Source organism: Nocardia sp. NPDC050712 (assembly GCF_040654295.1).
Taxonomy (GTDB): Bacteria; Actinomycetota; Actinomycetes; order Mycobacteriales; family Mycobacteriaceae; genus Nocardia.
The window spans coordinates 978922-1003495 of sequence record NZ_JBFAHT010000003.1 but is presented as its reverse complement, the minus strand read 5'-3'; the positions used below and the strand labels follow the sequence as shown (position 1 = coordinate 1003495).

Annotated in this window: 23 protein-coding genes and 1 tRNA gene; 14 read left to right on the top strand and 10 right to left on the bottom strand. The window is 68.0% G+C overall.

Features of this window, described 5'->3' with window-relative positions; all coding sequences use genetic code 11:
- Positions 1-28: 28 nt before the first annotated feature.
- From AB0H76_RS25070 to AB0H76_RS25050, 5 genes are read left to right on the top strand one after another with little or no spacing between them, the layout of a single operon-like run.
- On the top strand, positions 29-946 hold the full coding sequence (locus AB0H76_RS25070; protein ID WP_357328527.1) for an ABC transporter permease: 918 nt from the start codon (positions 29-31) through the stop codon (positions 944-946).
- A complete protein-coding gene (locus tag AB0H76_RS25065) occupies positions 943-2784 on the top strand; it encodes an ABC transporter ATP-binding protein (RefSeq protein WP_357328524.1) in 1842 nt (613 codons plus the stop codon). The genes AB0H76_RS25070 and AB0H76_RS25065 overlap by 4 nt, the downstream gene beginning before the upstream one ends.
- A 24-nt stretch (positions 2785-2808) precedes the next feature.
- Positions 2809-4488 carry an ABC transporter family substrate-binding protein gene (locus AB0H76_RS25060; protein ID WP_357328521.1) on the top strand — a complete coding sequence of 560 codons (1680 nt, stop codon included), beginning with the start codon at positions 2809-2811 and terminating at the stop codon, positions 4486-4488.
- The gene (locus AB0H76_RS25055) at positions 4485-6161 is read left to right on the top strand and encodes an ABC transporter family substrate-binding protein (RefSeq protein WP_357328518.1); all 1677 of its coding nucleotides are present in this window, start codon (positions 4485-4487) and stop codon (positions 6159-6161) included. Before AB0H76_RS25060 ends, AB0H76_RS25055 begins: the two co-directional genes overlap by 4 nt.
- Positions 6162-6202: 41 nt before the next feature.
- Positions 6203-6868, top strand: coding sequence for a hypothetical protein (locus AB0H76_RS25050; protein WP_357329874.1), 666 nt, complete (start codon positions 6203-6205; stop codon positions 6866-6868).
- Between the two features lie 2 nt (positions 6869-6870).
- On the opposite strand, the gene AB0H76_RS25045 is transcribed toward AB0H76_RS25050, so the two are convergent.
- Positions 6871-7305: an NUDIX hydrolase gene (locus tag AB0H76_RS25045; RefSeq protein WP_357328516.1), complete on the bottom strand. Its 435-nt coding sequence runs from the start codon at positions 7303-7305 to the stop codon at positions 6871-6873.
- 114 nt (positions 7306-7419) lie between these two features.
- Between AB0H76_RS25045 and AB0H76_RS25040 the strand changes: the two genes are divergently transcribed.
- The 5 genes from AB0H76_RS25040 to AB0H76_RS25020 all read left to right on the top strand — a co-directional run bounded on the left by AB0H76_RS25040 (position 7420) and on the right by AB0H76_RS25020 (position 12402).
- On the top strand, positions 7420-8136 hold the full coding sequence (locus tag AB0H76_RS25040) for a GntR family transcriptional regulator (RefSeq protein WP_357328513.1): 717 nt from the start codon (positions 7420-7422) through the stop codon (positions 8134-8136).
- Positions 8137-8159: 23 nt separating this feature from the next.
- Positions 8160-8825, top strand: a complete 666-nt coding sequence (locus AB0H76_RS25035; RefSeq protein ID WP_357328510.1) for a sterol desaturase family protein — start codon at positions 8160-8162, stop codon at positions 8823-8825.
- A gap of 144 nt (positions 8826-8969) precedes the next feature.
- Positions 8970-9188 carry a heavy metal-associated domain-containing protein gene (locus AB0H76_RS25030; protein ID WP_357328507.1) on the top strand — a complete coding sequence of 73 codons (219 nt, stop codon included), beginning with the start codon at positions 8970-8972 and terminating at the stop codon, positions 9186-9188.
- Between the two features lie 28 nt (positions 9189-9216).
- Complete coding sequence (locus AB0H76_RS25025) at positions 9217-10134, top strand: hypothetical protein (RefSeq protein ID WP_357328505.1); 918 nt, start codon at positions 9217-9219, stop codon at positions 10132-10134.
- A 30-nt stretch (positions 10135-10164) separates the two neighbouring features.
- The gene (locus tag AB0H76_RS25020; RefSeq protein WP_357328502.1) at positions 10165-12402 is read left to right on the top strand and encodes a heavy metal translocating P-type ATPase; all 2238 of its coding nucleotides are present in this window, start codon (positions 10165-10167) and stop codon (positions 12400-12402) included.
- A 52-nt stretch (positions 12403-12454) separates the two neighbouring features.
- Here the strand turns inward: AB0H76_RS25020 and AB0H76_RS25015 are convergent.
- The 3 genes from AB0H76_RS25015 to AB0H76_RS25005 all read right to left on the bottom strand — a co-directional run bounded on the left by AB0H76_RS25015 (position 12455) and on the right by AB0H76_RS25005 (position 14169).
- Positions 12455-12526 (bottom strand) — tRNA-Gly (locus AB0H76_RS25015).
- A gap of 80 nt (positions 12527-12606) precedes the next feature.
- Positions 12607-13263: an HAD family hydrolase gene (locus AB0H76_RS25010; RefSeq protein WP_357328500.1), complete on the bottom strand. Its 657-nt coding sequence runs from the start codon at positions 13261-13263 to the stop codon at positions 12607-12609.
- 54 nt (positions 13264-13317) lie between these two features.
- Positions 13318-14169 (bottom strand): NAD(P)H-binding protein, encoded by an 852-nt coding sequence (locus AB0H76_RS25005; protein WP_357328497.1) that lies wholly within the window; start codon positions 14167-14169, stop codon positions 13318-13320.
- A gap of 240 nt (positions 14170-14409) precedes the next feature.
- On the opposite strand from AB0H76_RS25005, the gene AB0H76_RS25000 reads away from it, so the two are divergent.
- Both AB0H76_RS25000 and AB0H76_RS24995 read left to right on the top strand, forming a co-directional pair.
- The gene (locus AB0H76_RS25000) at positions 14410-15252 is read left to right on the top strand and encodes a helix-turn-helix domain-containing protein (protein WP_357328494.1); all 843 of its coding nucleotides are present in this window, start codon (positions 14410-14412) and stop codon (positions 15250-15252) included.
- Between the two features lie 48 nt (positions 15253-15300).
- Positions 15301-15723 (top strand): PPOX class F420-dependent oxidoreductase, encoded by a 423-nt coding sequence (locus AB0H76_RS24995; RefSeq protein WP_357328491.1) that lies wholly within the window; start codon positions 15301-15303, stop codon positions 15721-15723.
- A 10-nt stretch (positions 15724-15733) separates the two neighbouring features.
- Here AB0H76_RS24995 and AB0H76_RS24990 read toward each other — a convergent pair whose 3' ends face one another.
- Positions 15734-16486, bottom strand: coding sequence for a lysophospholipid acyltransferase family protein (locus tag AB0H76_RS24990; RefSeq protein ID WP_357328489.1), 753 nt, complete (start codon positions 16484-16486; stop codon positions 15734-15736).
- 95 nt (positions 16487-16581) lie between these two features.
- On the opposite strand from AB0H76_RS24990, the gene AB0H76_RS24985 reads away from it, so the two are divergent.
- Both AB0H76_RS24985 and AB0H76_RS24980 read left to right on the top strand, forming a co-directional pair.
- Positions 16582-17472, top strand: coding sequence for a hypothetical protein (locus AB0H76_RS24985; RefSeq protein ID WP_357328486.1), 891 nt, complete (start codon positions 16582-16584; stop codon positions 17470-17472).
- A 118-nt stretch (positions 17473-17590) separates the two neighbouring features.
- Complete coding sequence (locus AB0H76_RS24980) at positions 17591-19174, top strand: Rieske 2Fe-2S domain-containing protein (RefSeq protein ID WP_357328483.1); 1584 nt, start codon at positions 17591-17593, stop codon at positions 19172-19174.
- Between the two features lie 29 nt (positions 19175-19203).
- Here the strand turns inward: AB0H76_RS24980 and AB0H76_RS24975 are convergent, their stop codons facing one another.
- From AB0H76_RS24975 to AB0H76_RS24955, 5 genes are all read right to left on the bottom strand, one after another.
- A complete protein-coding gene (locus AB0H76_RS24975) occupies positions 19204-19557 on the bottom strand; it encodes a calmodulin (RefSeq protein WP_357328480.1) in 354 nt (117 codons plus the stop codon).
- A gap of 150 nt (positions 19558-19707) precedes the next feature.
- A complete protein-coding gene (locus tag AB0H76_RS24970) occupies positions 19708-20736 on the bottom strand; it encodes a MauE/DoxX family redox-associated membrane protein (RefSeq protein WP_357328477.1) in 1029 nt (342 codons plus the stop codon).
- Positions 20737-20825: 89 nt separating this feature from the next.
- Positions 20826-21788, bottom strand: a complete 963-nt coding sequence (locus AB0H76_RS24965) for a DMT family transporter (protein ID WP_357328475.1) — start codon at positions 21786-21788, stop codon at positions 20826-20828.
- Positions 21789-21819: 31 nt separating this feature from the next.
- Entirely contained in the window at positions 21820-23073 is a 1254-nt protein-coding gene (locus AB0H76_RS24960) for an oxygenase MpaB family protein (protein ID WP_357328472.1), read from the bottom strand.
- A 57-nt stretch (positions 23074-23130) separates the two neighbouring features.
- The gene (locus AB0H76_RS24955; protein ID WP_357328469.1) at positions 23131-24450 is read right to left on the bottom strand and encodes an MFS transporter; all 1320 of its coding nucleotides are present in this window, start codon (positions 24448-24450) and stop codon (positions 23131-23133) included.
- Positions 24451-24574 lie beyond the last annotated feature (124 nt).

The following is a 24574-nucleotide window of genomic DNA, read 5'->3' as shown; positions in this document are numbered from 1 at the left end:
CGGAACCGAGCGCCAGCAAGGTGGAGCAGTGACCGAGACGGAGCTGATTGTTCAAGGTGCGCCGCCCGCGGCCGCGGGTCGCCGCAAACTGGTGCTGCGCCGGTTCCTACGCAACAAGGCCGCGGTGGTGGGCGCGGTGATCCTGATCCTGCTGTTCGTCCTGAGCTACGCGCTGCCGCCGTTCCTGGCCTACGACTACCAGCAGATGGACCCCACGGCCTATCTGAAACCGCCGAGCGGCAAGCATCCCTTCGGCACCACCCTGATCGGGCAGGACGTGCTCGCCCAAACCCTTCGGGGCCTGCAGAAGTCGCTGACCATCGGGGTGTGCGTAGCCCTGATCTCCACCACCATCGCCGCGACCGCCGGCGCGGTGGCCGGGCTGCTCGGCGGCTGGACCGACCGCGCGATCATGTGGCTGGTCGATCTGCTGCTGGTGGTTCCGAGCTTCATCATCATCGCCATCTTCGCCCCGCGCACCAAGGGCAGCGGCTCGATTCTGCTGCTGATCGTGCTGCTGGCCGCGTTCGGCTGGATGATCAGCGCCCGCATCGTGCGGGGGCTGACGCTGAGCCTGCGCGAACGCGAATTCGTCAAGGCCGCACGGTATATGGGTGCGCCGACGCGGTCGGTGATCATCTCCCACATCGTGCCCAACATCGCCTCGATCCTGATCATCGACACCACCCTGACCGTCGGTGCGGCGATCATGGCCGAAACCGGTTTGAGCTTCCTGGGTTTCGGCGTGCAGCCCCCGGATGTCTCGCTGGGCTCGCTGATCGCGGCCGGAACCAAGTCGGCGCTGACCTATCCGTGGCTGTTCATGTTCGCGGGCGGGTTCCTGGTGACGACGGTGTTGTGCGCGAACCTCGTCGGTGACGGGTTGCGCGACGCCTTCGACCCGAGCGCCAAGCGTGCGCGTGCCCGTAAGCAGGAGAAGGCATGAACTCGACCGCGCCCCTGCTGGAAGTCACCGATCTGCGCGTCTCGTTCCCCAGCGAGGAGGGCCGCATCAATGCGGTGCGCGGGGTCGACTACACCGTCTCCGACGGGGAAGTGCTGGCGATCGTCGGCGAATCCGGCTCCGGGAAATCGGTGTCCTCGCTGGCGGTGATCGGGCTGCTGCCCGAGCAGGCGCGGGTGCGGGGTTCCATCAGGTTGCGCGGGCGCGAACTGCTCGGCCTGGGCGACCGGCAGCTCTCGCGGTTGCGCGGCAGTTCGATCAGCATGGTGTTCCAGGATCCGCTCTCGGCACTGACCCCGGTCTATCGCGTCGGCGAGCAGATCGCCGAAGCCCTGCTCGCACACGGCGCCATGGGCAAGAAGGAAGCCGCGGCCAAGGCCGTCGAACTGCTCGAGCTCGTCGGTATCGACGATGCGGCGGTGCGGGCCAAGGCTTTCCCGCACGAGTTCTCCGGCGGTATGCGCCAGCGCGTCGTGATCGCCATGGCCATCGCCAACGATCCCGAACTGATCATCTGCGACGAACCGACCACCGCCCTCGACGTCACAGTGCAGGCCCAGATCCTGAATCTGCTGCGCAAAGCGCGCGATATCACCGGCGCCGGGGTCATCATGATCACCCACGACATGGGGATCGCGGCTACCATCGCCGATCGGGTCGCGGTCATGTACGCGGGCAAGATCGTCGAAACCGCCGCCGCCGACGCGCTTTTCACCGCACCGCGCATGCCCTACACCGTCGGTCTGCTCGGTTCCATCCCCCGCATCGACGGCCCGGCCCGCACCCCGCTGATCCCGATCGTCGGCGCGCCGCCCGCCATGCACGCCCTGCCCGCGGGCTGCTCGTTCGCACCCCGCTGCCCGGTCGTCCTCGACGAATGCCGTCACACCGAGCCCCCGCTGACCGCGACCGAACCCGGACATGTGGCCGCTTGCCTGCGCACCGGCGAGGTCGGCACCGACGATCTGTTCAGCGCCTACCGCCGCGAGATCACCGAACCCGCCGCCGAGGCGACGCCGGACCCGCAGGTGGTGCTGCGGGTGACCGACCTGGTCAAGACCTTCACCCTCACCTCGGGGGTAGTGTTCCGGCGCCGCACCGGCGAGGTCCGCGCGGTCGACGGCATCAGCTTCGAAGTACACGCCGGTCGCACCCTGGCCCTGGTCGGTGAATCCGGCTCCGGCAAATCCACCACCCTCACCCAGATCCTCGATCTGGTCCGCCCCGAGGGCGGCACCATCGAAATCCTCGGCCGCGACATCAGCGTCATGTCCAAAACCGAGAAGCGCGCGATCCGCCGCCAGATGCAGATCGTCTTCCAGGACCCGACAGCCTCCCTGGACCCCCGCCTGCCCATCTTCGACGTCGTCGCCGAACCCCTGCGGATCGACGGGCGCTCACGCAGCGAAATCGCTACCCGCGTACCGGAACTGCTCGAACAGGTCGGCCTGCGACCCGAACACGCCGACCGCTACCCCGCCGACTTCTCCGGCGGGCAGAAACAGCGGGTCAGCATCGCGCGCGCCCTGGCCTTGGAGCCCTCGATGCTCGTGCTCGACGAGCCGGTGTCCTCGCTCGACGTCTCCATCCAGGCCGGAGTCCTGAACCTGCTGCGCAACCTGCAGACCGAACACGGCCTGTCGTATCTGTTCGTCTCGCACGACCTTTCGGTAGTCCGCAACCTCGCCCACGACATCGCCGTCATGTACCGCGGCAAGATCGTCGAATCCGGCCCCGCCGAACAGATCTTCGCCGCTCCCGCGCACGAGTACACGCGCAAACTCATCGATGCGGTGCCCGTACCGGTCGCCGGCCGATAGTCGAACGAAAGGCAGGAGTGCACCATGCGGATCCGAAGGAACCGAATGCGTTGTGCCGCCGCGGTGGTCGCGGTCGCGCTCGCCGCGGCCGGGTGCGGTTCGGGTAACGATCCCTCGACCGAGGGCCTGTCCGACGCTGTCGGCTCCAGCAGCGACATCAATCCGAAGCCACGTGAGGAAGTGCGCGAGGGCGGAAATCTGCGGCTGGCGACCACCTCGATGCCGGATAACTGGAACACACTGTCCAACGACGGCAACAACGGCGAGGTCGCCGACATCGAGCGCCCGATGATGCCGCGATCGTTCCAGGTCGACGCGGCCGGCAACCTCTCCATCAACCGGGACTATTTCACCGATATCGCGCTGACCGGCACCAATCCGCAGCAGGTCACCTACACCATCAACCCGAAAGCGTTCTGGTCCGACGGCAAACCGATTACCTGGGAGGACATCCAGTCCCAGGCGAACGCGCTCAGCGGCCGGGACAAGCGCTTCCTCATCGCCATCACCAACGGGTTCGAATTCGTGGCCAAGGTGGAACGCGGGGCCGACGACCGGCAGGCCGTCCTGACCTTCTCCCAGCCCTACGGCGAATGGCGCGGGCAGTTCGCCGGCAACGCGTCGCTGTTCCCGAAATCGGTGACGGCGGACCCGGACTCGTTCAACCACAGCCTGGCCAACACTATGGGCCCGACCGCCGGGCCGTTCAAGGTGCAGAACATCGATCGCGGACAGTCGCGGATCGTGCTGGAACGCGACCCGAAATGGTGGGGTGAACCCGCCAAACTCGACACCATCACCTTCAGCATCCTCGATCAGAACGCGTGGATGGACGCGCTGCTGAACAACGAGATCGATCTGACTCGGCTGTCTTCGATCGACGAGGTGAAGCGAGTCACCAATACGGGCGGCCTGGCGGTCCGGCGCGCACCTGGAAATCGCTGGCGGCATCTGACTTTCAACGGCGCTCCCGGATCCATTCTGGCCGATCCGGCGGTACGCGTCGCGATCTCCAAGGCGATCGATCGGCAGTCCATCGCCACGGCCACCCAAATGGGGCTGGTCGAAAACCCGAAGCCATTGAACAATCACATCTTCCTGGAGGGCCAGGAAGGCTACAAGGACAACAGCTTCGGCTTCGACCCCGCGGCCGCCGCCAAGGAGCTGGACGCACTCGGCTGGAAACTCAACGGCGAATTCCGGGAGAAGGACGGCAAGCAACTCGTCATCCGCGATGTCATGTACAACGCCCCGCTGTGGGTGCAACTCGCCCAGGTCATCCAGCAGAACCTGGCCGCGGTCGGCGTGAAGCTGACCATCGACACCAAGCCCGCCGTCGGCTTCTTCCCGGATGTCATCCAGAAGGGCGATTTCGATGCCGCGCAGTTCATCTGGCAGGGCGACGCGTTCCCGATGAGCGGAGTCCGCCAGATCTACTACTACGACCCCAATGATCTGCAAGGCAATTACGGGCGCATCGGCTCGCCGGAATTGAACGCGCTCATCGATCGCGCCATCGCGGAGCTGGACCCGAAGAAGGCGATCGACCTGGCGAACGAGATCGACCGCAAGGTATTCGAAGAAGGATTCTCGCTGCCGCTGACCCAGGACCCCGGCACCTTCGGCGTGCGCGCCGAAGTGGCGAACATGGGATCGCACGGGCTGGCATCGTACGACTACTCGAAGATCGGATTTGTGAAGTGAGCACTAAGTATTCGCGGCGGTTGCGGGCGGTCGCCGCGCCGGTGGCCGTGGTTTCGTTGATTCTGGCGGGCTGCAGTGCGGACAACGGCGGGGTCGAGGCGAGTTCGAATGCTATCGGCTCGGTCAACGACATCAATCCCAAGAGCCGGGACGAGGTGCGGGACGGCGGAAATTTCCGGCTGTCGATGACGGCGTTCCCGTCGACCTTCAACCCGCTGCATGTGGATTCCGACGGCGAGGCCGGCGATCTGCAGGCCTGGACCCTGCCGAGCACGCTCGACTCCGACGCGGCCGGCGAGTTGACCAACGATAACGACTACTACACCGATATCGAGCTCACCGGGACCGATCCGCAGCGGATCGTCTATACGATCAATCCCAAGGCGGTCTGGTCCGACGGATCGCCGATCACCTGGGAAGATCTGCGCTCGCAGGCCGAGGCGCTCAGTGGGCGCAATCCCGAATTCCTGGTGTCCGCGACCCAGGGCTACAGCAGGCTTGCCACGGTCGAGCGCGGCGCCGACGACCGGCAGGCGATCGTCACTTTCGCTCAGCATTACGCGGAATGGCGCGGACTGTTCAACCCGCTGCTGCCCAAGGAAGTGACGGCTACCCCGCAGGCCTTCAGTGATCTGGCTCGAAACGAACCGGCCAAGTCGGCGGGACCGTTCATCGTCACCTCGATCGACCGCGGTGCGAAGCGAATCGTACTGAGCCGCAACCCGAAATGGTGGGGTGCGACGCCGAAGCTCGAAACTGTCACCTACAGCGTGCTGGATCACTCCGCAATGCTCAACGCGCTGCTCAACGACGAGCTGGACACGGTCGATCTGAGCGGGATCGAAGAGGTCAAGACGGCCAAGAACGCGCCTGGGATCATCGTCCGCCGGGCCTCTCGCCCCTACAATTCACATTTCACTTTCAACGGCGCACCGGGGTCGATCCTCGAGGATCCGCGCTTGCGCCTCGCGATTTCGAAGGCGTTCGATCGGCAGAGCATGGTGACCGCGCTGCAGAACGGGATCGTCGAGGATCCCAAGCCGATGAACAACCACGTCTATCTCCAAGGCCAGAAGGGCTACCAGGACAATTCCCAGGCTGTTGCCTACGACCCTGCGGCAGCAGCTCAGATGCTGGACGAACTCGGCTGGAAGCTCAACGGCGAGTATCGCGAAAAGGACGGGCGTCAGTTGGTCCTGCGCGATGTGATGTACCAGCAGGACACCTGGGTGCAACTGGCGCAGGTCGCTCAGCAGAACCTGAAGCAGGTCGGCGTGAAGCTGGAGATCCAGACCTACCCGGGCAGTGGCCTGTTCACCGACGTGATCGATCCCGGCAACTTCGAGATCGCGCAATTCAGCTGGTCGCGTAGCATTTTCCCGCTGGGTGCGCTGCCGCAGATCTACGCCTACGATCCCGCGAATCGGCTCAGCAACAAAGGCCGCATCGGCTCGCCGGAACTCAACGCGCTGATCGATCAGGTGATCTCCGAACTCGATCCGGAAAAGGCGATCGAGTTGGCGAACCAGGCCGACAAAATGATCTTCGAGATGGGCCACTCGCTCCCGGTCGCACAGTCCCCCGGAAATACGGCGGTCCGGAACAACCTGGCCAACTACGGCGCATTCGGGCTGGCGTCGCCCAACTACACCGATATCGGGTTCCTGAAGTAACCATGGATACCAACCCGCTGACCTATCCGGTCGGCGTGACGATCGGCGCCCTCGCGGTCTGTGCCGCGTGGGCGCCGTTCGCCACTGTGAACCAGTTGGCGGCACTTGCCGCACTCGGCCTGGTCGTCTTCGGCTACACCGCATTTCAACTCGCGATCGCCCACGGCGCATTGCCGACCGGACTTCCGAACGCCCCCACCGCCGACGTCAAGCGCATCCGCCAGGAGCACCGCCTCCTCAGCCGCTCCTGGCTGGAATTCACCATTTCGGCGGCAACGCCGAATCATCCACAATCATCCCCAGCCCCGTCAGCTGCCGATGCGCCGAGAACCTACTGGCTTCCAGTGCATTTCGATCCGGCGCTGTTGAGTCTCACCGAGTCGGGCGTCACGCTGGCGGGTCGTGCGATCCAGCTCGGCGAGGTCCGCCTCTATCCTTCGGGCCGGGCGCGTACGACGGAGCCGCCGGGCCGGCTGATCGACAACCCGTCGCGGCCGGATCCCGAATCCGCTACCCTCGCGGTCACTTCCACGCGCGTGACCCGCCGTCTGCTGCTCGACGCGCAATCGGCTGTCGCCGCCCCGTTCGCCGCGCTGCTCTGGGTGTACATCGATGGCGGCGGCCTGCCCGCGTTCGCCGGGGCGTTCTGTGTAGCGTTCGCCGCCGCCGTTTGGCTGGCCGCTATCCGCGGCTCCGACCCGAGCTGAGCTCAGCTGAGCAGGCCGAGAGCGTCGGCGTGGTCGAGTGTTTTGCGCACGTGCCAGACGAGCGGCACGTGGGTGGCTTCCTCGTAGGTCATCCATTCGAATTCGTCGTGTTCGTCGTCGGGCAGGTGCACGGTGCGCCCGAGTTCGTTCTCGAAGCAGCCGAAGGTGATCGTGTGGAAATCGATCTCGCGACCCTCGGTGTCGGGGTTGACGAAATGTGTCAGCTCGTCGGTGACCAGCACGTCGAGGCCGGTTTCCTCGGCGACCTCGCGGCGGGCGGCGTCGGCCGGGTTCTCACCGGGCGCTACGCAGCCGCCCGGAATGTCCCAGAGGCCGCCCAGCGGCCGGGCTGGATTGCGGTGCAGCAGTAGCACTTTGCCGGTGCGGATGGGCAGCGCGTGCGCCGTCCACCGCTGCTCGCCGTTGCGTTCTGTCATGTCCCACTCCCTCCTCCCGGTGTCGAGTCTGCCACGCTCGGCGGCGCGATGACTTGTCGATAAAAATTGGTATGACCACTTGACCAACTGACCATCAGGGCGCACAGTGGGGACATGGCGTTGCAACCTGTGGTCAAGCGGTCGGTGTCGGCGGATGTTTTCGAGCAGATCGCAGCGGAGGTGCTCAGCGGCGAACTCGCGCCGGGGGCCGCGCTGCCGAGTGAACGGCAGCTGGCGGAGGCACTCGGGGTCTCGCGGCCGGCGGTGCGCGAGGCGTTGCAGCGGCTGGCCGCGGCCGGCCTGGTCGCGGTGCGGCAGGGCGATACCACCACGGTGCTGGACTATCGGCGCGGCGCCGGGCTGGAGGTGCTGCCGCGGCTGCTGGTGCAGTCCGGCGTGCTCGAGCCGGCGGTGGCGCGCAGCATCCTGGAGGCCCGGCTGCACAACGGTCCCAAGATCGCCGAGCTGGCCGCCGAGCGCCGCACCGATCCCGAGCGGGTGCGGGCGGAATTCGATCGCATCATCGATGCCCTTGCCGCCGAATCGGATCCGATCGGCAAGCAGCGCCACGCCCTGGAGTTCTGGGATCAGGTGGTCGACGTGGCCGATTCGATCGTGTTCGGCCTGATGTTCAACATGCTGCGCGCCGCCTATGAACCCGCGCTCGCGGCGCTGGCCCCGATCATGTCCGCCGAGGTGGACAACACCGCGGGCTACCGCGATCTGGCCGCCGCCATCGTGGCGGGCCGGCCGAAGTCGGCCGCCAAACAGGCTCGGGCGCTGCTCGAGCCGGCGACCAAAGCCCTGATCGGCGCCCTACGAGGGGCCTGATCACGTGTCATCGAGGAAGTCTCATGAGTAAATCCGTTCCCGCCCTCCGCCGCGGGCTCGGCCTTGGCGCCGCGTTCCGCGAGTTCACCCGGCACCCTTCGCCGTGGCTGATCGGCACGGCCCTGGTCGTCGCGCTGACGCTGCGCGTCCTGGTCGGCGACTGGCAGCTCACCGACGCGGTGCTGCCCGTGCTGATGCTGGCCGCCTTTCCGGCTTTCGAATGGGTGATCCACGTGCTGGTGCTGCATTGGCGGCCCAAGCGCCTCGGGCGGTTCCAGCTGGACAGCGAGCTGGCGCGCAAACACCGTGAGCACCATGTGGATCCGCGCAACATCCCGCTGATCTTCATCCCCACCCGCTCGCTGGTGGTGGTGATCGTGGTGCTGCTGGCGCTGACGGCCTTCGCCTTCCCGCGCGCCGGTCTCGGCCTGACCTTCCTGCTCACCATCACGGTGGTCGGCCTGGTCTACGAGTGGACGCACTACCTCATCCACACCGACTACAAGCCGAAGACGGCGCTGTATCGCGCGGTGTGGAAGAACCACCGGCACCATCACTACAAGAACGAGCACTATTGGTTCACGGTCACCAGCTCCGGCACCGCCGATCGGCTCTTCGGCACCTATCCGGATCCGGCGGAGACGCCGGCCTCGCCCACCGCGCGCAATCTGCACGCACAGCCGAGCTAGTACGCGCTCGCCCTCCAAGGCACCCCCGCAGGTCGGGGGTGCCTTTTTCGTGCCCGGATATCGACCGTTGACAAAATACCCTAGGGGGGTATGGTAACTCTCAGAGCGACGGCGAGGATCGTCGACAGACCGGAGGAGAACACCATGAGCACCGCAGCCAGCACCGCCACTGTCACCGTCACCGGCATGACCTGCGGCGGCTGCGCCAACTCCGTGCGCACCGAGGTCGGCCGCATCGACGGCGTCACCTCCGTGGACATCGACCTGGCCAGCGGGCAGGTCACCGTCGGCAGCGCGGCACCGGTCACCCACGACACGCTCGCCGCGGCCGTCACCAAGGCCGGTTACCGGCTCGCCGAATGATCGCCCCGACCCCTACGGAGCCACTCCGATGAACACCACCACCAAATTCGCCGGCTTCACCGCCGGCCTGGCCGCGGTCTTCGGGATCGCGCTCGGCGCCGGCGCCCTGCTCGGCCCGGAACCCACCGCACCGCCCGCCCACGAGGCGGCACACGACGCGCCCGCCCCCGCCGCCGATCACCTGCCCGGCGGGCTGATGGTCACCGAATCCGGCTACACCCTGCGGCTGGACAGCCCGCAGGCCCCCGCCGCGGCCGCCACGCCCATCCGCTTCCAGATTCTCGACGACGCCGGGCGGCCGGTCACCCGGTACACCCGCGCGCACGACAAGGATCTGCACCTGATCGTGGTCCGCCGCGACATGGCGGCCTTCCAGCACGTACACCCGGTGCTCGACAGCACCGGAACCTGGAGCGTCCCGCTCGACCTCACCCGCGCGGGTGACTACCGCGTCTTCGCCGACTTCACGCCCGAGGGCGGCGAAAACCTGACCCTCGGCGCCGACCTGCGAGTCGCGGGCGGCTACGACCCCCGGCCGCTACCGGCGCCGTCGTCTACCGCGACGGTCGGCGACTACACCGTCACGCTGAACGGCGCCATCACCCCGGGCACGTCCTCGAAGGTCACGCTCGCGGTGCAACGCGGCGGCGTACCGGTCACCGACCTGCAGCCCTACCTGGGGGCCTATGGTCACCTGGTCGCCCTGCGCGGCGCCGACCTGGCCTACCTGCACGTGCACCCGGAGGGTGCGCCCGGAGACGGTGTCACCCCGCCGGGGCCCGGCATCACCTTCTTCGTCACCGCGCCCAGCACCGGCGACTACCGGTTGTTCCTCGACTTCCAGCACGAGGGCGTCGTCCGCACGGCGGAGTTCACCCTCAGCGCCGGCGGTGCGAACCCGCCGTCCGCGCCGGCCCCCGCACCAGAGCCCGGTCACGGGCACTGACCCCGCGCAGCGCACAGAAAGGAACCTACGATGACCACCGTGACTGAACAGTCCGCCGGACAGGTCGAATTGGTGATCGGCGGGATGACCTGCGCTTCGTGCGCCAACCGCATCGAGAAGAAGCTCAACAAACTCGACGGCGTCACCGCGACCGTGAACTACGCGACCGAGAAGGCCCGCGTCGATTTCACCGGCGCCGTCACGCCCGAAGAGCTGATCGCCACGGTCGAACAGACCGGCTACACCGCGAGCCTGCCCGCGCCGCCCGCCGCGGCGGCGGAGCCCGGCCCCGCCGAGCCGGATCCGGCCGCCGCGCTGCGCACCCGGCTGCTGGTATCGCTGGTGCTCACCGTGCCGGTGATCGCGATGGCGATGATCCCCGCGCTGCAGTTCACCAACTGGCAGTGGCTCTCGCTGACATTGGCCGCGCCGGTGGTGGTGTGGGGCGCGCTGCCGTTCCACCGCGCCGCCTGGACCAATCTGCGGCACGGCGCCGCCACCATGGACACCCTGGTGTCGATGGGCACCATCGCCGCGTTCGCGTGGTCGCTGTACGCGCTGTTCTGGGGCACCGCCGGCATCTCCGGCATGAAGCACCCGTTCGAGTTCACCATCTCCCGGATGGACGGCACCGGCAGCATCTATCTCGAGGCCGCCGCGGGCGTCACCACGTTCATCCTGGCCGGGCGCTATTTCGAGGCCCGATCCAAGCGCCGCGCCGGCGCCGCCCTGCGGGCGCTGCTGGAGCTGGGCGCCAAGGATGTCTCGGTGCTGCGCGACGGCGCCGAGACGCGAATCCCGGTGGAGCAGTTGGCCGTCGGCGACCAGTTCGTGGTGCGGCCCGGGGAGAAGATCGCCACCGACGGCGTGGTGACCGAGGGTTCCTCGGCGGTCGACGCGTCCATGCTGACCGGCGAATCGGTGCCGGTCGAGGTCGCACCCGGCGACACCGTGGTCGGCGCGACCGGCAACGTCGGCGGCCGGATCGTGGTGCGCGCCACCCGGATCGGCTCCGACACCCAGCTGGCCCAGATGGCCCGGCTGGTGGAGGACGCGCAGAACGGCAAGGCGCAGGCCCAGCGGCTGGCCGACCGGATCTCGGGGATCTTCGTCCCCATCGTGATCGCCCTCGCGGTGGCCACGCTCGGATTCTGGCTCGGCACCGGCGGTTCCGTCGCCGCGGCCTTCACCGCCGCGGTCGCGGTCCTCATCATCGCCTGCCCCTGCGCCCTCGGCCTGGCCACGCCGACCGCGCTGATGGTCGGCACCGGCCGCGGCGCCCAGCTCGGCATCCTGATCAAGGGTCCCGAGGTGCTGGAATCCACCCGGCGCGTGGACACCATCGTGCTGGACAAGACCGGCACCGTCACCACCGGCAAGATGACCCTGCTCGACGTCGTCACCGCCGCCGGCGAGGACGCCACCGAGGTGCTGGAACTGGCCGGGGCGCTGGAGGATTCCTCGGAGCACCCGATCGCCCAGGCCATCGCCAAGGGCGCCCGGGACCGGGTCGGCACCCGGAAAGCGGTGCAGGACTTCACCAATATCGAAGGCCTCGGGGTGCAGGGCATGGTGGACGGGCACGCGGTGCTCGTCGGCCGGGTCCGGCTGCTGGCCGACTGGTCCCAGCCCTTGGACGCCGATCTGGAACAGGCCGTGCGCACCGCCGAAGCCGAGGGCAAGACCGCCGTCGCGGTCGGCTGGGACGGCAAGGCCCGCGGCGTCCTGGTCGTCGCCGACGCGGTGAAACCCACCTCCGCCGAAGCGATCTCGCAGCTGAAGGCGCTCGGCCTCACCCCGATCATGCTGACCGGCGACAACACCGCCGCCGCCCGCGCCATCGCGGACGAGGTCGGCATCGACGAGGTGATCGCGGAGGTCATGCCGCAGGACAAGGTCGACACCGTCAAGCGGCTGCAAGCCGAGGGCAAGATCGTGGCCATGGTGGGCGACGGCGTCAACGACGCGGCCGCGCTGGCCCAGGCCGATCTCGGCCTGGCGATGGGCACCGGCACCGATGTCGCCATCGAAGCCAGCGATCTCACCCTGGTCCGTGGCGACCTGCGGGCGGCGGGGGACGCGATCCGGCTGTCCCGCAAAACCCTCGGCACCATCAAGGGCAACCTGTTCTGGGCCTTCGCCTACAACATCGCCATGATCCCGCTGGCGATGGCGGGGCTGCTGAACCCGATGCTCGCCGGTGCCGCGATGGCCTTCAGTTCGGTCTTCGTGGTCACCAACAGCCTGCGGCTGCGCGGCTTCCGCTGACCCCGGACACGACGAAGGCCCCTGCTCGATCGAGTAGGGGCCTTCGTTGCTGAGCGGATGACGAGATTCGAACTCGCGACCCTCACCTTGGCAAGGTGATGCGCTACCACTGCGCCACATCCGCACGCATTTCAGCGCCGGAAACCGGCACCTCGTGCGAACAAGAACTCTAGCCGGTCGCGGTCGAATATAGAAATCCCCTGGTCACACGACCTGGGGCGCGAGCAGATCGGGCAGGGCGTCCAAGGTGTCGACGACCGTGCCGTAGCGGGCGGCCTGGGGCAGCTCGGCGTGCAGGTAACCCCAGGGGCCGCGCCGGATCAGGACCGGTTTCATGCCCGCCGCGTGCGCCGGCAGCACGTCGTTGTCGATGCGGTCGCCGACGTAGCAGATCTGGGCCGGACGCACGCCCGCCACCTCGGCGACCTTCAGGAAGAACTTCGGGTCCGGCTTGTGCAGATCCCATTCGTCGGAGGTGTAGATGCCGTCGACCGGGAGCTGCATCCGCTCCAGCGCCGACTTCGCCTGCGGCGGCTGGTTTCCCGCGATGAGCACCCGCAGTTCGCGGTTGCGCAGCTCGGTCAGCGCACCGCGCACATCGGGATAGAGATCGTCGGCGTCGAAGTTGACCCGCAGCCCCTCGGGATCAGCCGCGGCCCAGGCGATCTGCTCGGCCTCCACATCGATTCCCGGCGCCACCAGTTCGAACGCGTCGGTGAGCGGCCGCCCGGTCGCCGCCATCCCGCCGATCACCCCGAGCAACGCGAACCGGGGCACGCTGAGCCGATCCGCCCACCGGCCCCAGATTCGGGTCTCGTCGATGAGTGTCTCGCCGACGTCGAACACCACCACCTTGATCATCAGCCCAGGGTATCGGTGTGGGCCCGGCGGTCCGGCGGAAACCCGGGCACCGGGTCAGGCGATGAAGGCGGCGGCGTTCGCCGCGACCCAGTCGGCGTAGGAGCGGGGTGGTCGGGCGAGCGCGGTCGCGACGTCGTCGGTGAGTACCGCGTTGCCGCCGTCGCGGACGTAGGCCTGGCCCGCGAGCGCGCCCTCGACGAATTGCGGGGACAGGCCGGCGGCTCGCATGTGGTCGGCGGCAAGGGCATGCGGGATATCGGTGCTGTCGACCGGGCGGCCCAGGACCTCGGCCAGGATCGCGGCCTGGTCCGGACCGCTGAGCAACTCGGGCCCGGTCAAGGTGTACAGGCGACCCGCATGCTCCGAGGAGACGAGCGCGGCCACCGCCACGGCGGCGACGTCACGCGGATCGATGACACCCTGCGTTCCGGTGCCGGTGAGATTGGGCACGGGCTGCCCGGCCCGGAGGGCATCGGCCCAGCTCAGCGTGTTGGAGGCAAAAGAACTGGGCCGCAGGATCGTCCACTCCAGCCCGCTGTCACGGACCGCGTTCTCCCCCGGCAGATGCCAGGTGCTGAAATCCCCCAGCCCCGGCTCCCCCGTCCCGATCGCGGACAACTTCACCACCCGGCGCACCCCCGCCGCCCGCGCGGCGGCCACCAGCGCCCGATCGGTGTCCGCGTCGTCCGGCCCGAGCACGCTCACCAGGAACACCGCCTCCACCCCGGCCATAGCCGCCGACATCGATGCCGCATCGCGATAATCCCCCCGCACTACCTCGACCCCCGCCGGTACCCGTGCCCGACCCGGATCCCGCGTCACCGCCCGCACTTTCACTTCCCGCTGCGCCAGCTGCCGAACGATCTCACTGCCGATGGTGCCCGTAGCACCGGTAACCAGAATCATGAATCCGAGCCTGCCGCCCAGAGCCGGAGGTCTATAGGAGAATTCGGCACGGTCGTCCACCGGTGAATCGGCCCCCGGCTAGGGGTCGTCCAACTTGTGCACACTCATCCACAGCCGAAGCGGGCAACGACCGCACACCGACTCTGCCGGTGAGCTGCGCCGCGCGGGTCGACCGCCGCATCCCGCGGATAGGAAATTTCGGCACACTCGGCGGGGTGGAACACCTCTACAGTTGGCCTGGTGAGCGCGCTGCAACTACTGACACCGGAGACCGGCCGAGTGGATGTGGTGCGCCGGCCGGTGCCGACCGAGGATCTCGTCGAATCGACGGTGCAGGCGCCGGAATCGCTGCGGCCGTGGATCACCGAGCTCGGGCATATCCCCACGGTGGCCGATGTGTCCGCGCCGTTCACACACGTCCCGCATACCGCGACCACCATTGTGCTGCGGACCGAAACGTCCGGGCGGCGCAACGCGCTGGTGCTCGGGCCGCAGACGCGGGCCACCTATTCGGTGGCCGAGAAGCCGGCGGGGTGCCTGCGGCTGCGGCTGGCGCCGGGTGCGACGCAGGAGTTGCTCGGAGTTCCGGCAATCGACCTGGCCGATCGGGTATTTCGCCTGGCGGATCTGCCGGGCGTCGCGGCCGACCTGGTGCCCGAGCTCGCCGAACTCGATCCGGCCGAGGTGCTGCCCTATCTGGAACGTGTGCTGCCGCAGCGACTCTCCGATGATCCGGCGCGGCGCGCGCACCGGCGCTTGCTCCGTTCCGCGATCGAATCGCTCGCGACCGCGACGACTCCCGTCCACACGCTGGCGAACGATCTCGCCGTCAGTGAGCGGCAGCTGCGCAACCTGTTCACCGCGGGCGTCGGTGTTTCCCCGAAACACTTCGCGCGGATCGGTCGGGTCCGCACCGTCCTGGCCCAGGCGGGCAACACGCCCTGGGCGCAACTGGCGACGGCGACCGGTTACTACGACCAATCCCACATGACCGCGGATTTCCGCACCCTCATGGGCGTACCGCCGGCGAAGTTCATCCGGGGCGACCTGCCCGCGCCGACCGCTTGCAGTGCACCCGACTGAGGGGATCCGCCGCGGAATGAATCCGCCGCAACACTGTTGGTACTACGCATGCGACTTCATGACTCCGCACGTGAACTGATCGGCGCGGGCGCCGATGCGACCCTGGTGACGATCAACGCCGACGGCAGTCCGCAGGTGTCGGTGGTGTGGATGGCGTTGCAGGAAACCCCCGACGGCGACGAACTGGTGACCGCGCACCTCGGCGAGTACCTGAAGGTGCGCAACGTCCGCCGCGACGGCCGCGTCTCGGTGACGATCCTCGCCAAGGAGCCCGGCGAGCTGATGCGCCCCTACCTGGCGATCAAGGGCACGGCCCGGGTCGTCGAGGGCGGCGCCCCCGAACTCCTGACCGAGCTGGCCAAAACCCTCGCCGGCCCAGGCACCGACTTCCCACCGGCTGATGCCCCGCCGGGTCTGCTGACCCGCATCCGCATCGACAAGGTCGGCGGTATCGGCCCCTGGGCCTCCTGAGAAGGTCCGTTCAGCCTTCGCTGTCCGGCTTCTTGCGGGCGACGCGTTCGGCGGCCTCGGCGGCGTCGAGCGCGTCGGCCTCCTCGAGGGTGGGTGCGCTGCCGCCGAGACGGGCCGGCACCCAGTAGGCGCCGGGCTCGTGGACGTAGTCCGCTTGCAGGTCGAGCAGCAGGCCCTGCATGGTGGTGCGCAGTTCGGCGGTGAGGTCGGCGGCGGGCTCGTAGGGCTCGATCGGCTTGCCGACGGCGATGGAGATCGGAGTGTTGGTGCGGCCCAGGCGCTTCGGGAAGCCCTTGGTCCACACCCGCTGCGCGCCCCAGATGACGATCGGCACCACCGGCACGCCGGCCTCGATGGCCATGCGGGCCGCGCCGGACTTGAATTCCTTGATCTCGAAGCTGCGGCTGATCGTCGCCTCGGGATAGACCCCGACCAGTTCACCGCGCTTCAGATAGTCGACGGCGGCCAGATAGGAGTCGGCGCCCGCAGCACGATCCACCGGAATGTGCTTGAGCACCCGCATGATCGGGCCGGAGACGGCGTTGTCGAAGACTTCCTTCTTGGCCATGAACCGGATGTAGCGCTTGGGGGTGCGCACCGGCAGGCCGGCATAGGTGAAGTCCATGTAGCCGGTGTGGTTGACCGCGAGCACGGCACCACCCGAGGCGGGGATGTTCTCCGCACCCTTGACGGTGAACTTCAGGCCTTCGACGAAGAAGACGGTTCGGGCGAGCCCGATGATCGTGCGATAGACGGGTTCCACAAGTCCCCTAGCGTAGTCGCCCCGCGGTGGCGCGGCGCCACCCGGTACGGCAGAGTGAGCACCGCAATTCCGAATCAGGGAAGAGGATCGACGAAGTGGAACGGGCTCGGCCGAAATCGCGTGTCGGCGAACGGAAAACACAGCGCGACCGGCGAGCGTTGCCGATCTGCCTGGCGGTGGCCGCGGTGTTCCTGCTGGCCGGTTGTGATTCGGTGTCCGGCATCCCCGGTGACGAACCGAGGTCGGTCGCCGCGCCGGTGCGCACCACGCCCCCGGCGGCGATCCCGGCTCCCGCCACCGCCACCCTGGCTCCGCCGCCCGCGGACGCTCCGCCGGTCGGCGCCGTCGCCGGTGTGCCCGAGGCCGCGCCCGCGCTACAGCGCTGGGCCGCCGACCTGCGCTCGAAAACCGTTGCCGAACTCCAGGACCGGTGCTGGAGCATCCCGCCGAAGAGCGCGCAGGACATGTACGCCGACGAGGCCGCCGTCCTGGCCGCGCTCGCGAAGCCGGGCACCGCGGCCAAGAACACCCTGACCTGGAAAGATTCCGAGACCACCGTCACCGTCGAGCGGGACGCGGTCGCCTCTGGTTACGCCTGCCCGCGGGTGTTCGCGGCGGGGACCGAGCCCGGCTACGACGACGCCGACGCCCGGCACACCGTCCGCCGCTACCTCTCGCGGTTCGTCGGCACGCCGCTCGATCCCGCCGACACCGAGGGCGACTACCCGCTGGTCTGCTCGGCCAGTCCGGCCGCCTGGGATCCGACCGGCACCGGCAAGCCCGTGCCCGCGCCCCTGTTCAACAACCCCGGGCGCCTCACCGGCACCACGAAGTTCGCCGATCAGCAGATCAGCTCCGAGCGCCTGCGCGGCGACTACATCGCCGTGACGGTGCCGGTCACCAATTCCTCGAGCGTCACCCAGACGCGCACATTCACCCTGGTCGAACAGCCGGAGGGGTACTGCATCGGGGATGTTTCGCCCTAGCGGCGTGAGCTCAGGGCCCGGAAGCGGTAGCGCAGCGTAACCATGGAGGGCACCGCGAACGCCGCCGATTCCACACAGCCGTACCCTGGATGGCTGGTAACGGTAGGAGGAGCAGCTCGTGCAGATCACCAGCGTCGGACACGCCGGATTCCACATCCGCACCGCGGCGGGGACGATCCTTTGCGACCCCTGGGTCAATCCCGCGTATTTCGGTTCGTGGTTCCCGTTCCCCGACAACACCCAGCTGGACTGGGACGATCTGGGCAATTGCGACTTCCTCTACGTCTCGCACCTGCACCGCGACCATTTCGACGCGAAACTGCTGGCCGCGCACGTCAACAAGGACGCGACCGTGCTGCTGCCGGACTATCCGGTGCCGGATCTGCGCCGGGAACTGGTGGAGCTCGGCTTCCACCGGTTCTTCGAGACCAATGATTCGGTCAAGCACTCGCTGATCGGCCTGCCGTGGCGCGCGGGTGTCCCCGCGGACGCGACGCTCGACATCATGATCGTGGCGTTGCGCGCGCCCGCCGACGGCCCGATCGGCGACTCCGGCCTGATCGTCTCCGACGGCGAGACCACCTGCTTCAACATGAACGACGCCCGCCCCGTCGACATGGACGTGGTGCACGACGCGTTCGGCCACATCGACATCCACCTGCTGCAGTACTCGGGCGCGATCTGGTATCCGATGGTGTACGACATCCCGGCCCGCACCAAGTCGAACTTCGGCAAGCAGAAGCGCCAGCGCGGCATGGACCGGGCGCGCAGCTACATCGAGCAGGTCGGCGCGACCTGGGTGGTGCCCTCGGCCGGCCCGCCGGTCTTCCTCGACGACGAACTGCGCTACCTCAACGACGACCGCGGCGACGAGGGCAATATCTTCCCGGACCAGATGGTGTTCCTGGAGCAGATGAAGATCCACGGCAACCCCGGCGGGATCCTGATGATCCCAGGTTCGGTGGCCGAGGTGCACGGCAAAGACCTGGCGGAGCTGAAGCATCCGGTCGATCCGGGGACGGTCTACGACGACAAGGCCGGCTACATCGCGGACATGGCACAGCGGCTCGCGCCGGTGCTGGCCGCCGAGAAGGCCTCCTGGGCAACCGGTTCGGAGCCGTTCCTGGAGCCGCTGCAGGCGCTGTTCGAGCCGATCATGGCGCAGTCGGATCTGATCTGCGACGGCATCGGCTATCCGGTCGGCTTGGTGCTCGGCGACGAGACGGTGGTGCTGGACTTCCCGAAGCGCGTCGTCCGGGCGCCCATCGAGGGTGAAGGCAAATACCGCTACGGTTTCCGCATCGCGCCGGAATTGGTGCGCACCGTGCTGCGCGACAACGAACCCGACTGGGTGAACACCATTTTCCTGTCCACCCGTTTCCAGGCGTGGCGCATCGGCGGTTACAACGAATTCCTCTACACGTTCTTCAAATGTCTCACCGATGAACGCATCGCCTATGCCGACGGCTGGTTCTCCGAAGCGCACGACGATACCGCGACCACCGAACTCGCGGGCTGGGAAATTCAGCGCCGCTGCCCGCACCTGAAAGCGGATCTCTCGAAGTTCGGCGTGGTGGAGGGCAATAACCTCACCTGCAACCTGCACGGGTGGCAGTGGGATCTGGAAACCGGGCGCTGCAAGACGTCCAAGGGGCACGAGCTGCGTTCACGCCGGATCGACGAGCCCGCCGCGAACGGCTGACCCGCCGATCCGGCAGGCACCGCGCAGCCTCAGCCCTGCACCTCCGAGGGCTGGAGTTCCCGGGTGAGCCGCGACGACCACGGACACCAGAAGCAGCCGGGTAGGAATGCGCCGCAGGCCTCGTCGAGGTAGTCCTCGGTGTACTGGATGCTGGAATCGCAGACCTCGATCGCCATCGTGAAGAACGTGATGGTGTCGGGGTCGAAGGCGAAGGACCAGCCCGGGTTGTAGGGCTCCGGCCGTTTCCGGATCTTGCCCATCACGTGCGTCGACATCGTCTCCTCGCCGGAGAGAATGCGGCGCGCCTCCTGGATGCGCTGTTCATTGGTCAGCTTGAAGACGAATTCTTTACCGGAGTAGTCGGTAAACGCGAAGTAGGCCATGACATTTCCTCTCGGCCGGGCGATCGGATGAAGAACCTGCCTTTCGATGATAAGTCTCCGAAACGGTCGATTTGCGCGAAATCGATTGCGTGACAATAGATTTAAGATACCGGCCCGTTTATCGCGGCGAAACGGCGGTGGCAAGATCGGCTATCGGCGATCCGGTACTCGATGCCCGTTTCGTCCCGGAATTGATTGCCGGCCCGTATTTTTCGCCTGCATGATCAGCTCGCGGACCGCCATCGCGCCCCGGGCGACCGGCGCGGCGATCCGGCCGTCCGCCCCGATCAGCACGCCCGACGGCGTTCCCCGCACCCGGTAGCGCAGCGCCGCCTCGTTGCCCTGCTGAACCAGCATCGGAATGTCACCGAGCCCCTGCTCCTCGGCCCACCGTGCGTGCACCTCCGCTTCCCCATTGCCCAGCACGACGATGCGCAGTTCCCGCTCGGACCGGGCCTGCCAGCGCGGCAACTCCCGGGCCAGGGCGGCGCACATCTCGCAACCGGGGTGGGTGAATACCAGCAAGACCTGCCGTCCCGTACCCAGCAAGTCGGTCAGGCTGACGCGCTCCCCGGCCGTCCGCAGCAATTCGACCTCCGGCGCGACCGCCCCCACCGGCAAGCCCTCCGCGCCGAGCGTCGATCGGGCCTGCTCATCCAGGGTCCGCCGCAACGCCCGCACCTGACCGAGCACCCAGGCCAGCACCGCGGCGAGCGCCGCCAGCGCGGCCGTCCCCACGACGTGGTCCGTCGGCAGCTCGTTCGGAACCTGCTGGTACACGGCCGAACCCGCCGCGGCGAGGACCGTCAGCAGGATCAGTACTCCGTTGCGCACCAGCGTTCGCCGGCCGATCGGCACGGTGCTCGCCGTACCGAAGCACGAGCAAGCGGGACGCTTGCCCTGCGCCAGCAGCCTGCTCACCGCCACGGTGAACACCGTCAGCAGCAGCACCGCGAGCACCGCCGCGCCCACCGCCGACCAGGCGATCAGAAGTCCCAGTGCCAGCCCGGCTTCCAGCACCGGCAACCCCCACGCGACCGCCGGACCCCAGCGCACCGGCACCCCGAAATCGACCACCGCCTGCCGCGCCCCGACCGGATCGGTCACCTTCCCCCACGCCGCCAGCCCGAACACCGCAGCCAGCCCCAACCGCACGACCCACACCCCGTACTCGGCCATATTCGCACCATCCCACAGGTGAGCCTGTGGTGAAATATGAATGCCCAGAACAGATTTCGATCAGATACGGCCCTGACCGTACGGTTTGCCTAGGCTCGATCGCCGCGCCGGGCGGCGATGACGACCGCCACGAGCGTGAGTGAGCAGCCGAGCACCGACAGCGGCGACAGCCCGGTACCGGTCGGCAGCACGAGATCCAGCACCAGCGCGGTGGTGAGTTGCCCGGCCACGGAGGTGAGCCCGAGCAGCAGCACGCTGATCCAGCGCACCGTCACCGCGGCCAGTGCGATGAAGGCGACGCCGATCAGTCCACCGAGGTACAGCCATGGCTCGGTAGGGAATTCGTGCGGCCCGCCGACGGCGACCAACACCACGGCCTCGATAACGAGCAAAGCGGCCAGCCCTACCGCGAAGTTGACCAGCGCGGCCGAAAACGGCCCACCGGCCGCGCCCACCCGCCCGTTCACCGCCTGCTGCCACGCCAACCCGACCCCCGCCAACGCCGGCAGCACGATCAGCAACACCGACGGCACGTTCCGCACCGAATCCGGCAGCGCCAGCGTCCCCGCCGAGCCCCCGGCTCTGTTCAACCCGGCAAGCAACACCGCCCCCACCGCCAGCACCGCCCCACCGATCCGCAGCACTGTCACCGGTGTCCGCCCACTCGGCGCCAGCCCGAGCCGGTCTACCACCAAACTGCTGATCAACTGTCCCGCGACCGCCGCCACCGTGAACGCGGTAACCCCGATCGCCCCGACAGTCAGCCCCTGACATGCGACGAACAGCGCCCCGCACAGCCCCCCGAGGAGCTGCCACCCACGCAACTCCCCTACCCGGAGCCCCTGCCGCACGCGCCGGACACCACTCCGCAATAGCCCACTGACCAGGAACCCGACGCCCAGCACCAGCAACCCGGTCCCGAAACTGACGACGGCAGCGGCGATCCCATCATGCAGCCGCTCCCCGAGCGCCCCATTGATCCGGCTCTGCACCGCCACACCCGCCCCGATGCAAAACCCGAAAACCACCCCCAGCCGCATCCGCCCATCCACTCCCGCACGGTACCGCCAGGGAGTGGGCGACCTATCCGGCGCGCAGGGCGGGACGGGCGTAGGTGTCGTGGCGGGCGTAGGTGCGGTCGCCGCCGTTGCGGGCGATGGAACCGCGGACCAGGCTGGTGCGCAGGCGGGCGCCGAGTTTTTCGTGCAGGCGGGTGGCGCCGGGGATGAGCTGGCGCGGGGTTTCCAGGATGGTGTTGAGCGCGGCGGTCGCCAGGACGGCGGATTTGAAGAGCCGGCGGTCGGGCAGGCCGAGGAAGTCGGAGTTGGTGGGGCCCAGCACGATCCGGCTGTAGGCGACCATGTATTCGGTGAGCACGCGGCGGACGGCGCGCTGCGGCGCGGTGTCGTTGCCGATGAACAGGCCGCCGGCAGCGGGGATCAGGGCTTGAGCCAGGCGCTGGGAGTCCGCGTCGGGGATGAACTCGGTGTCGGCGAGGATCCAGAACGCCCGCCAGGTGTCGGTTTCACAGGTGGGCAGAATTTCCTGGTCGATGCCGAGCAGGAAGCCCACATAGCGCCACAGATGGAAGACCGAATCCTTCTCCGCGCCGGAGAACCGCAGGCCTAGAGCTTGCGCGCCAACGAGATTCGCCATCGAGAACAGGCCGAGGGTGCCGACGGTGAGCACCTGGTTCACCGGGTGATCCCAGGCTTCGTAATCCCAGTCGGGCCGCCGGTTCATGCCCGCGCGGACCAGCGCGTGCATCAGGCGCACCCGCAGCACACTCTGGTAGCCGACCGAATTGCGCCGCAGCGCACCGGGCGTGGTGACATCGAGCCACCACTGGGTGGTCTCGGCGAGGCGGCGCGGCGCCATCGAATCCAGATCGCCGGTGCCGACCAGGGTCTTGTCGGCGCGGGACGCGAGATAGCCGCCCATCAGCGCGAACATGCCCATCGCGATGCCGCCCCACACGCTGGTGCGGCCCACCACCCGGGCGCCGCGATCGATCTTGGCGCGATCCAGCCAGTACGGATCGGCCTCGACCTGCGCGAAGAAGGCGCGCAACTGCGCGGGCGGGTCCGGCACCGCGTCGATACCGCGCTCGACGGCGATCTCGAACATCCGCCGGCCCTCGCCGACCGGCAGCTGCTTGAACATGGCCACCACGTCATCCGCGAGCGGATCACCCACCTGGGCGAACTTGCGGAACGAATCCCGCTGCGCCGCGGTGCAGCGCAGATCCCCCGGCGCGTACACCGGCACCGCGTACTTGTACGGGAACTCGGTGAACAACTGCGGGGTCGGCAGGAAGGCCTGGTTGTCATGCGCCATTGCATTGCACCCATCGATCGGAACGTCGCGTCTGATACCGACGGTCTCACACAATCATCAATCTGGCAACGCCTCCTGCCAGATTTCGGCGACCTCGGCCCTGCGCGGTAGCCAAGCCGGGGTGACCAGCGCGATCGCCAGGATGAGCACACCCAGCAGGGCCACCGTGGCGGCCATCGACAGCCAGAGCGTGACCAGCGCGACGAACCCGAAAATGGCCAGCGCGACCAACTCGGCCAGCAGCCCGGACACCGAGGTGACGGTGGCGCGGGCCGGGCCCTCGATGGAGTCCTGCAGGCGTGCCTCGGCGATCACACTGCTGTTGTAGACGACGCCGTAGGCCGCGCCGATCGCGGTGAAGCCGAAACCGGTCAGCAGGTAGACGGCGTTCGGGTGGTCCACCGCCAGCCCGGTCACCATCGAACCCAGGATGAACAGCGCCGCCGCGAGCACCAGCGCGATCGCCATGGCACGCGCCGACATGCCCTCGGTGCGCCCCGCGAGCAGCGCGCCCGCCATCGACCCCAGCACCGTGACGCCGACCAGGATCGCCACCACCGCGGTAGGCGCGCCCGCCGACTGGGCCAGCAGCCCGAAATACTCGTCGAAGGCGGTGATTCCGTACAGCAGCGACCCGAGCAGGACGCCGTAGCGCACCCGCCGCACCCGGACCGCCTCCCCGATTCCGGTGCGCAGCATCAGTAGATACCGCGAAACCGTTCCGCGCATCTCCTCGCACGGCGCGTCGGCCGGGAGCACAAGAGGCTCCGCTCCTTGCTCATCCAACTCGTCGACCGCGACTGCCGACACCGCCATCGGTGCGCGCGGCAGCGACAGCGCGATCACCGTGTGCGACACCGCGACACCCACACTGGCCCAGCCCACCAGGGCATATCCGCCCCAGGCGTAGAGCGGGGCGGCCGCCAGGATGGCAACCACGACACTGGTTTCCTCGGCCGCCCGGGTGTAACCCATGATGCGGGGATAGGCCGCACGGGCACCGCGGGCGACCAGATCGTCATAGACCAGGGCCTCGAAGGTGCCGGACTCCAAAGCGCCTGCGGCACCCCACAGGACGAAGCCGATCGCGAACCCGGGATAGGACGGCGCGACGGTCCAGACCGCGAAGCCCGCGGCCATCAGCACGGCACTGAGAATCAGCAACCCACGGCGGGAGACGGTGTCGGCCCAGGCGCCCGAGGGCACCTCGAGCACGAACGCCGTCAGCGACCAGATCGCCAGCAACGAGGAAATCTGCGCGGTACCGAGCCCGTGCTCGGCGAACAGCAACGCGTACAGGGCGTACAGCGGAATGAGATCGCGGGAGCCTTTGAACAGCACCGCACGCAGGGTCAGCCCACGAACCCCGTACGCCATGGGGCTGGAAGATCAACAGCCATAGATGAGCATGCGCATGTCATCCACTTCACCGCACCCCGTCCACCTCGTCAACCCGTTTGCGGTGCGCCGAGTGTTAGGGTGCCTCTTAAGCTTAGGCTTA

Coding starts and splice junctions, on each gene's coding strand:
- AB0H76_RS25065 (WP_357328524.1), top strand. CDS start 943: ATGAACTCGACCGCGCCCCTGCTGGAAGTCACCGATCTGCGCGTCTCG.
- AB0H76_RS25060 (WP_357328521.1), top strand. CDS start 2,809: ATGCGGATCCGAAGGAACCGAATGCGTTGTGCCGCCGCGGTGGTCGCG.
- AB0H76_RS25045 (WP_357328516.1), bottom strand. CDS start 7,305: ATGACAGAACGCAACGGCGAGCAGCGGTGGACGGCGCACGCGCTGCCC.
- AB0H76_RS25040 (WP_357328513.1), top strand. CDS start 7,420: ATGGCGTTGCAACCTGTGGTCAAGCGGTCGGTGTCGGCGGATGTTTTC.
- AB0H76_RS25035 (WP_357328510.1), top strand. CDS start 8,160: ATGAGTAAATCCGTTCCCGCCCTCCGCCGCGGGCTCGGCCTTGGCGCC.
- AB0H76_RS25030 (WP_357328507.1), top strand. CDS start 8,970: ATGAGCACCGCAGCCAGCACCGCCACTGTCACCGTCACCGGCATGACC.
- AB0H76_RS25025 (WP_357328505.1), top strand. CDS start 9,217: ATGAACACCACCACCAAATTCGCCGGCTTCACCGCCGGCCTGGCCGCG.
- AB0H76_RS25020 (WP_357328502.1), top strand. CDS start 10,165: ATGACCACCGTGACTGAACAGTCCGCCGGACAGGTCGAATTGGTGATC.
- AB0H76_RS25010 (WP_357328500.1), bottom strand. CDS start 13,263: ATGATCAAGGTGGTGGTGTTCGACGTCGGCGAGACACTCATCGACGAG.
- AB0H76_RS25005 (WP_357328497.1), bottom strand. CDS start 14,169: ATGATTCTGGTTACCGGTGCTACGGGCACCATCGGCAGTGAGATCGTT.
- AB0H76_RS24995 (WP_357328491.1), top strand. CDS start 15,301: ATGCGACTTCATGACTCCGCACGTGAACTGATCGGCGCGGGCGCCGAT.
- AB0H76_RS24975 (WP_357328480.1), bottom strand. CDS start 19,557: ATGGCCTACTTCGCGTTTACCGACTACTCCGGTAAAGAATTCGTCTTC.
- AB0H76_RS24970 (WP_357328477.1), bottom strand. CDS start 20,736: ATGGCCGAGTACGGGGTGTGGGTCGTGCGGTTGGGGCTGGCTGCGGTG.
- AB0H76_RS24960 (WP_357328472.1), bottom strand. CDS start 23,073: ATGGCGCATGACAACCAGGCCTTCCTGCCGACCCCGCAGTTGTTCACC.
- AB0H76_RS24955 (WP_357328469.1), bottom strand. CDS start 24,450: ATGGCGTACGGGGTTCGTGGGCTGACCCTGCGTGCGGTGCTGTTCAAA.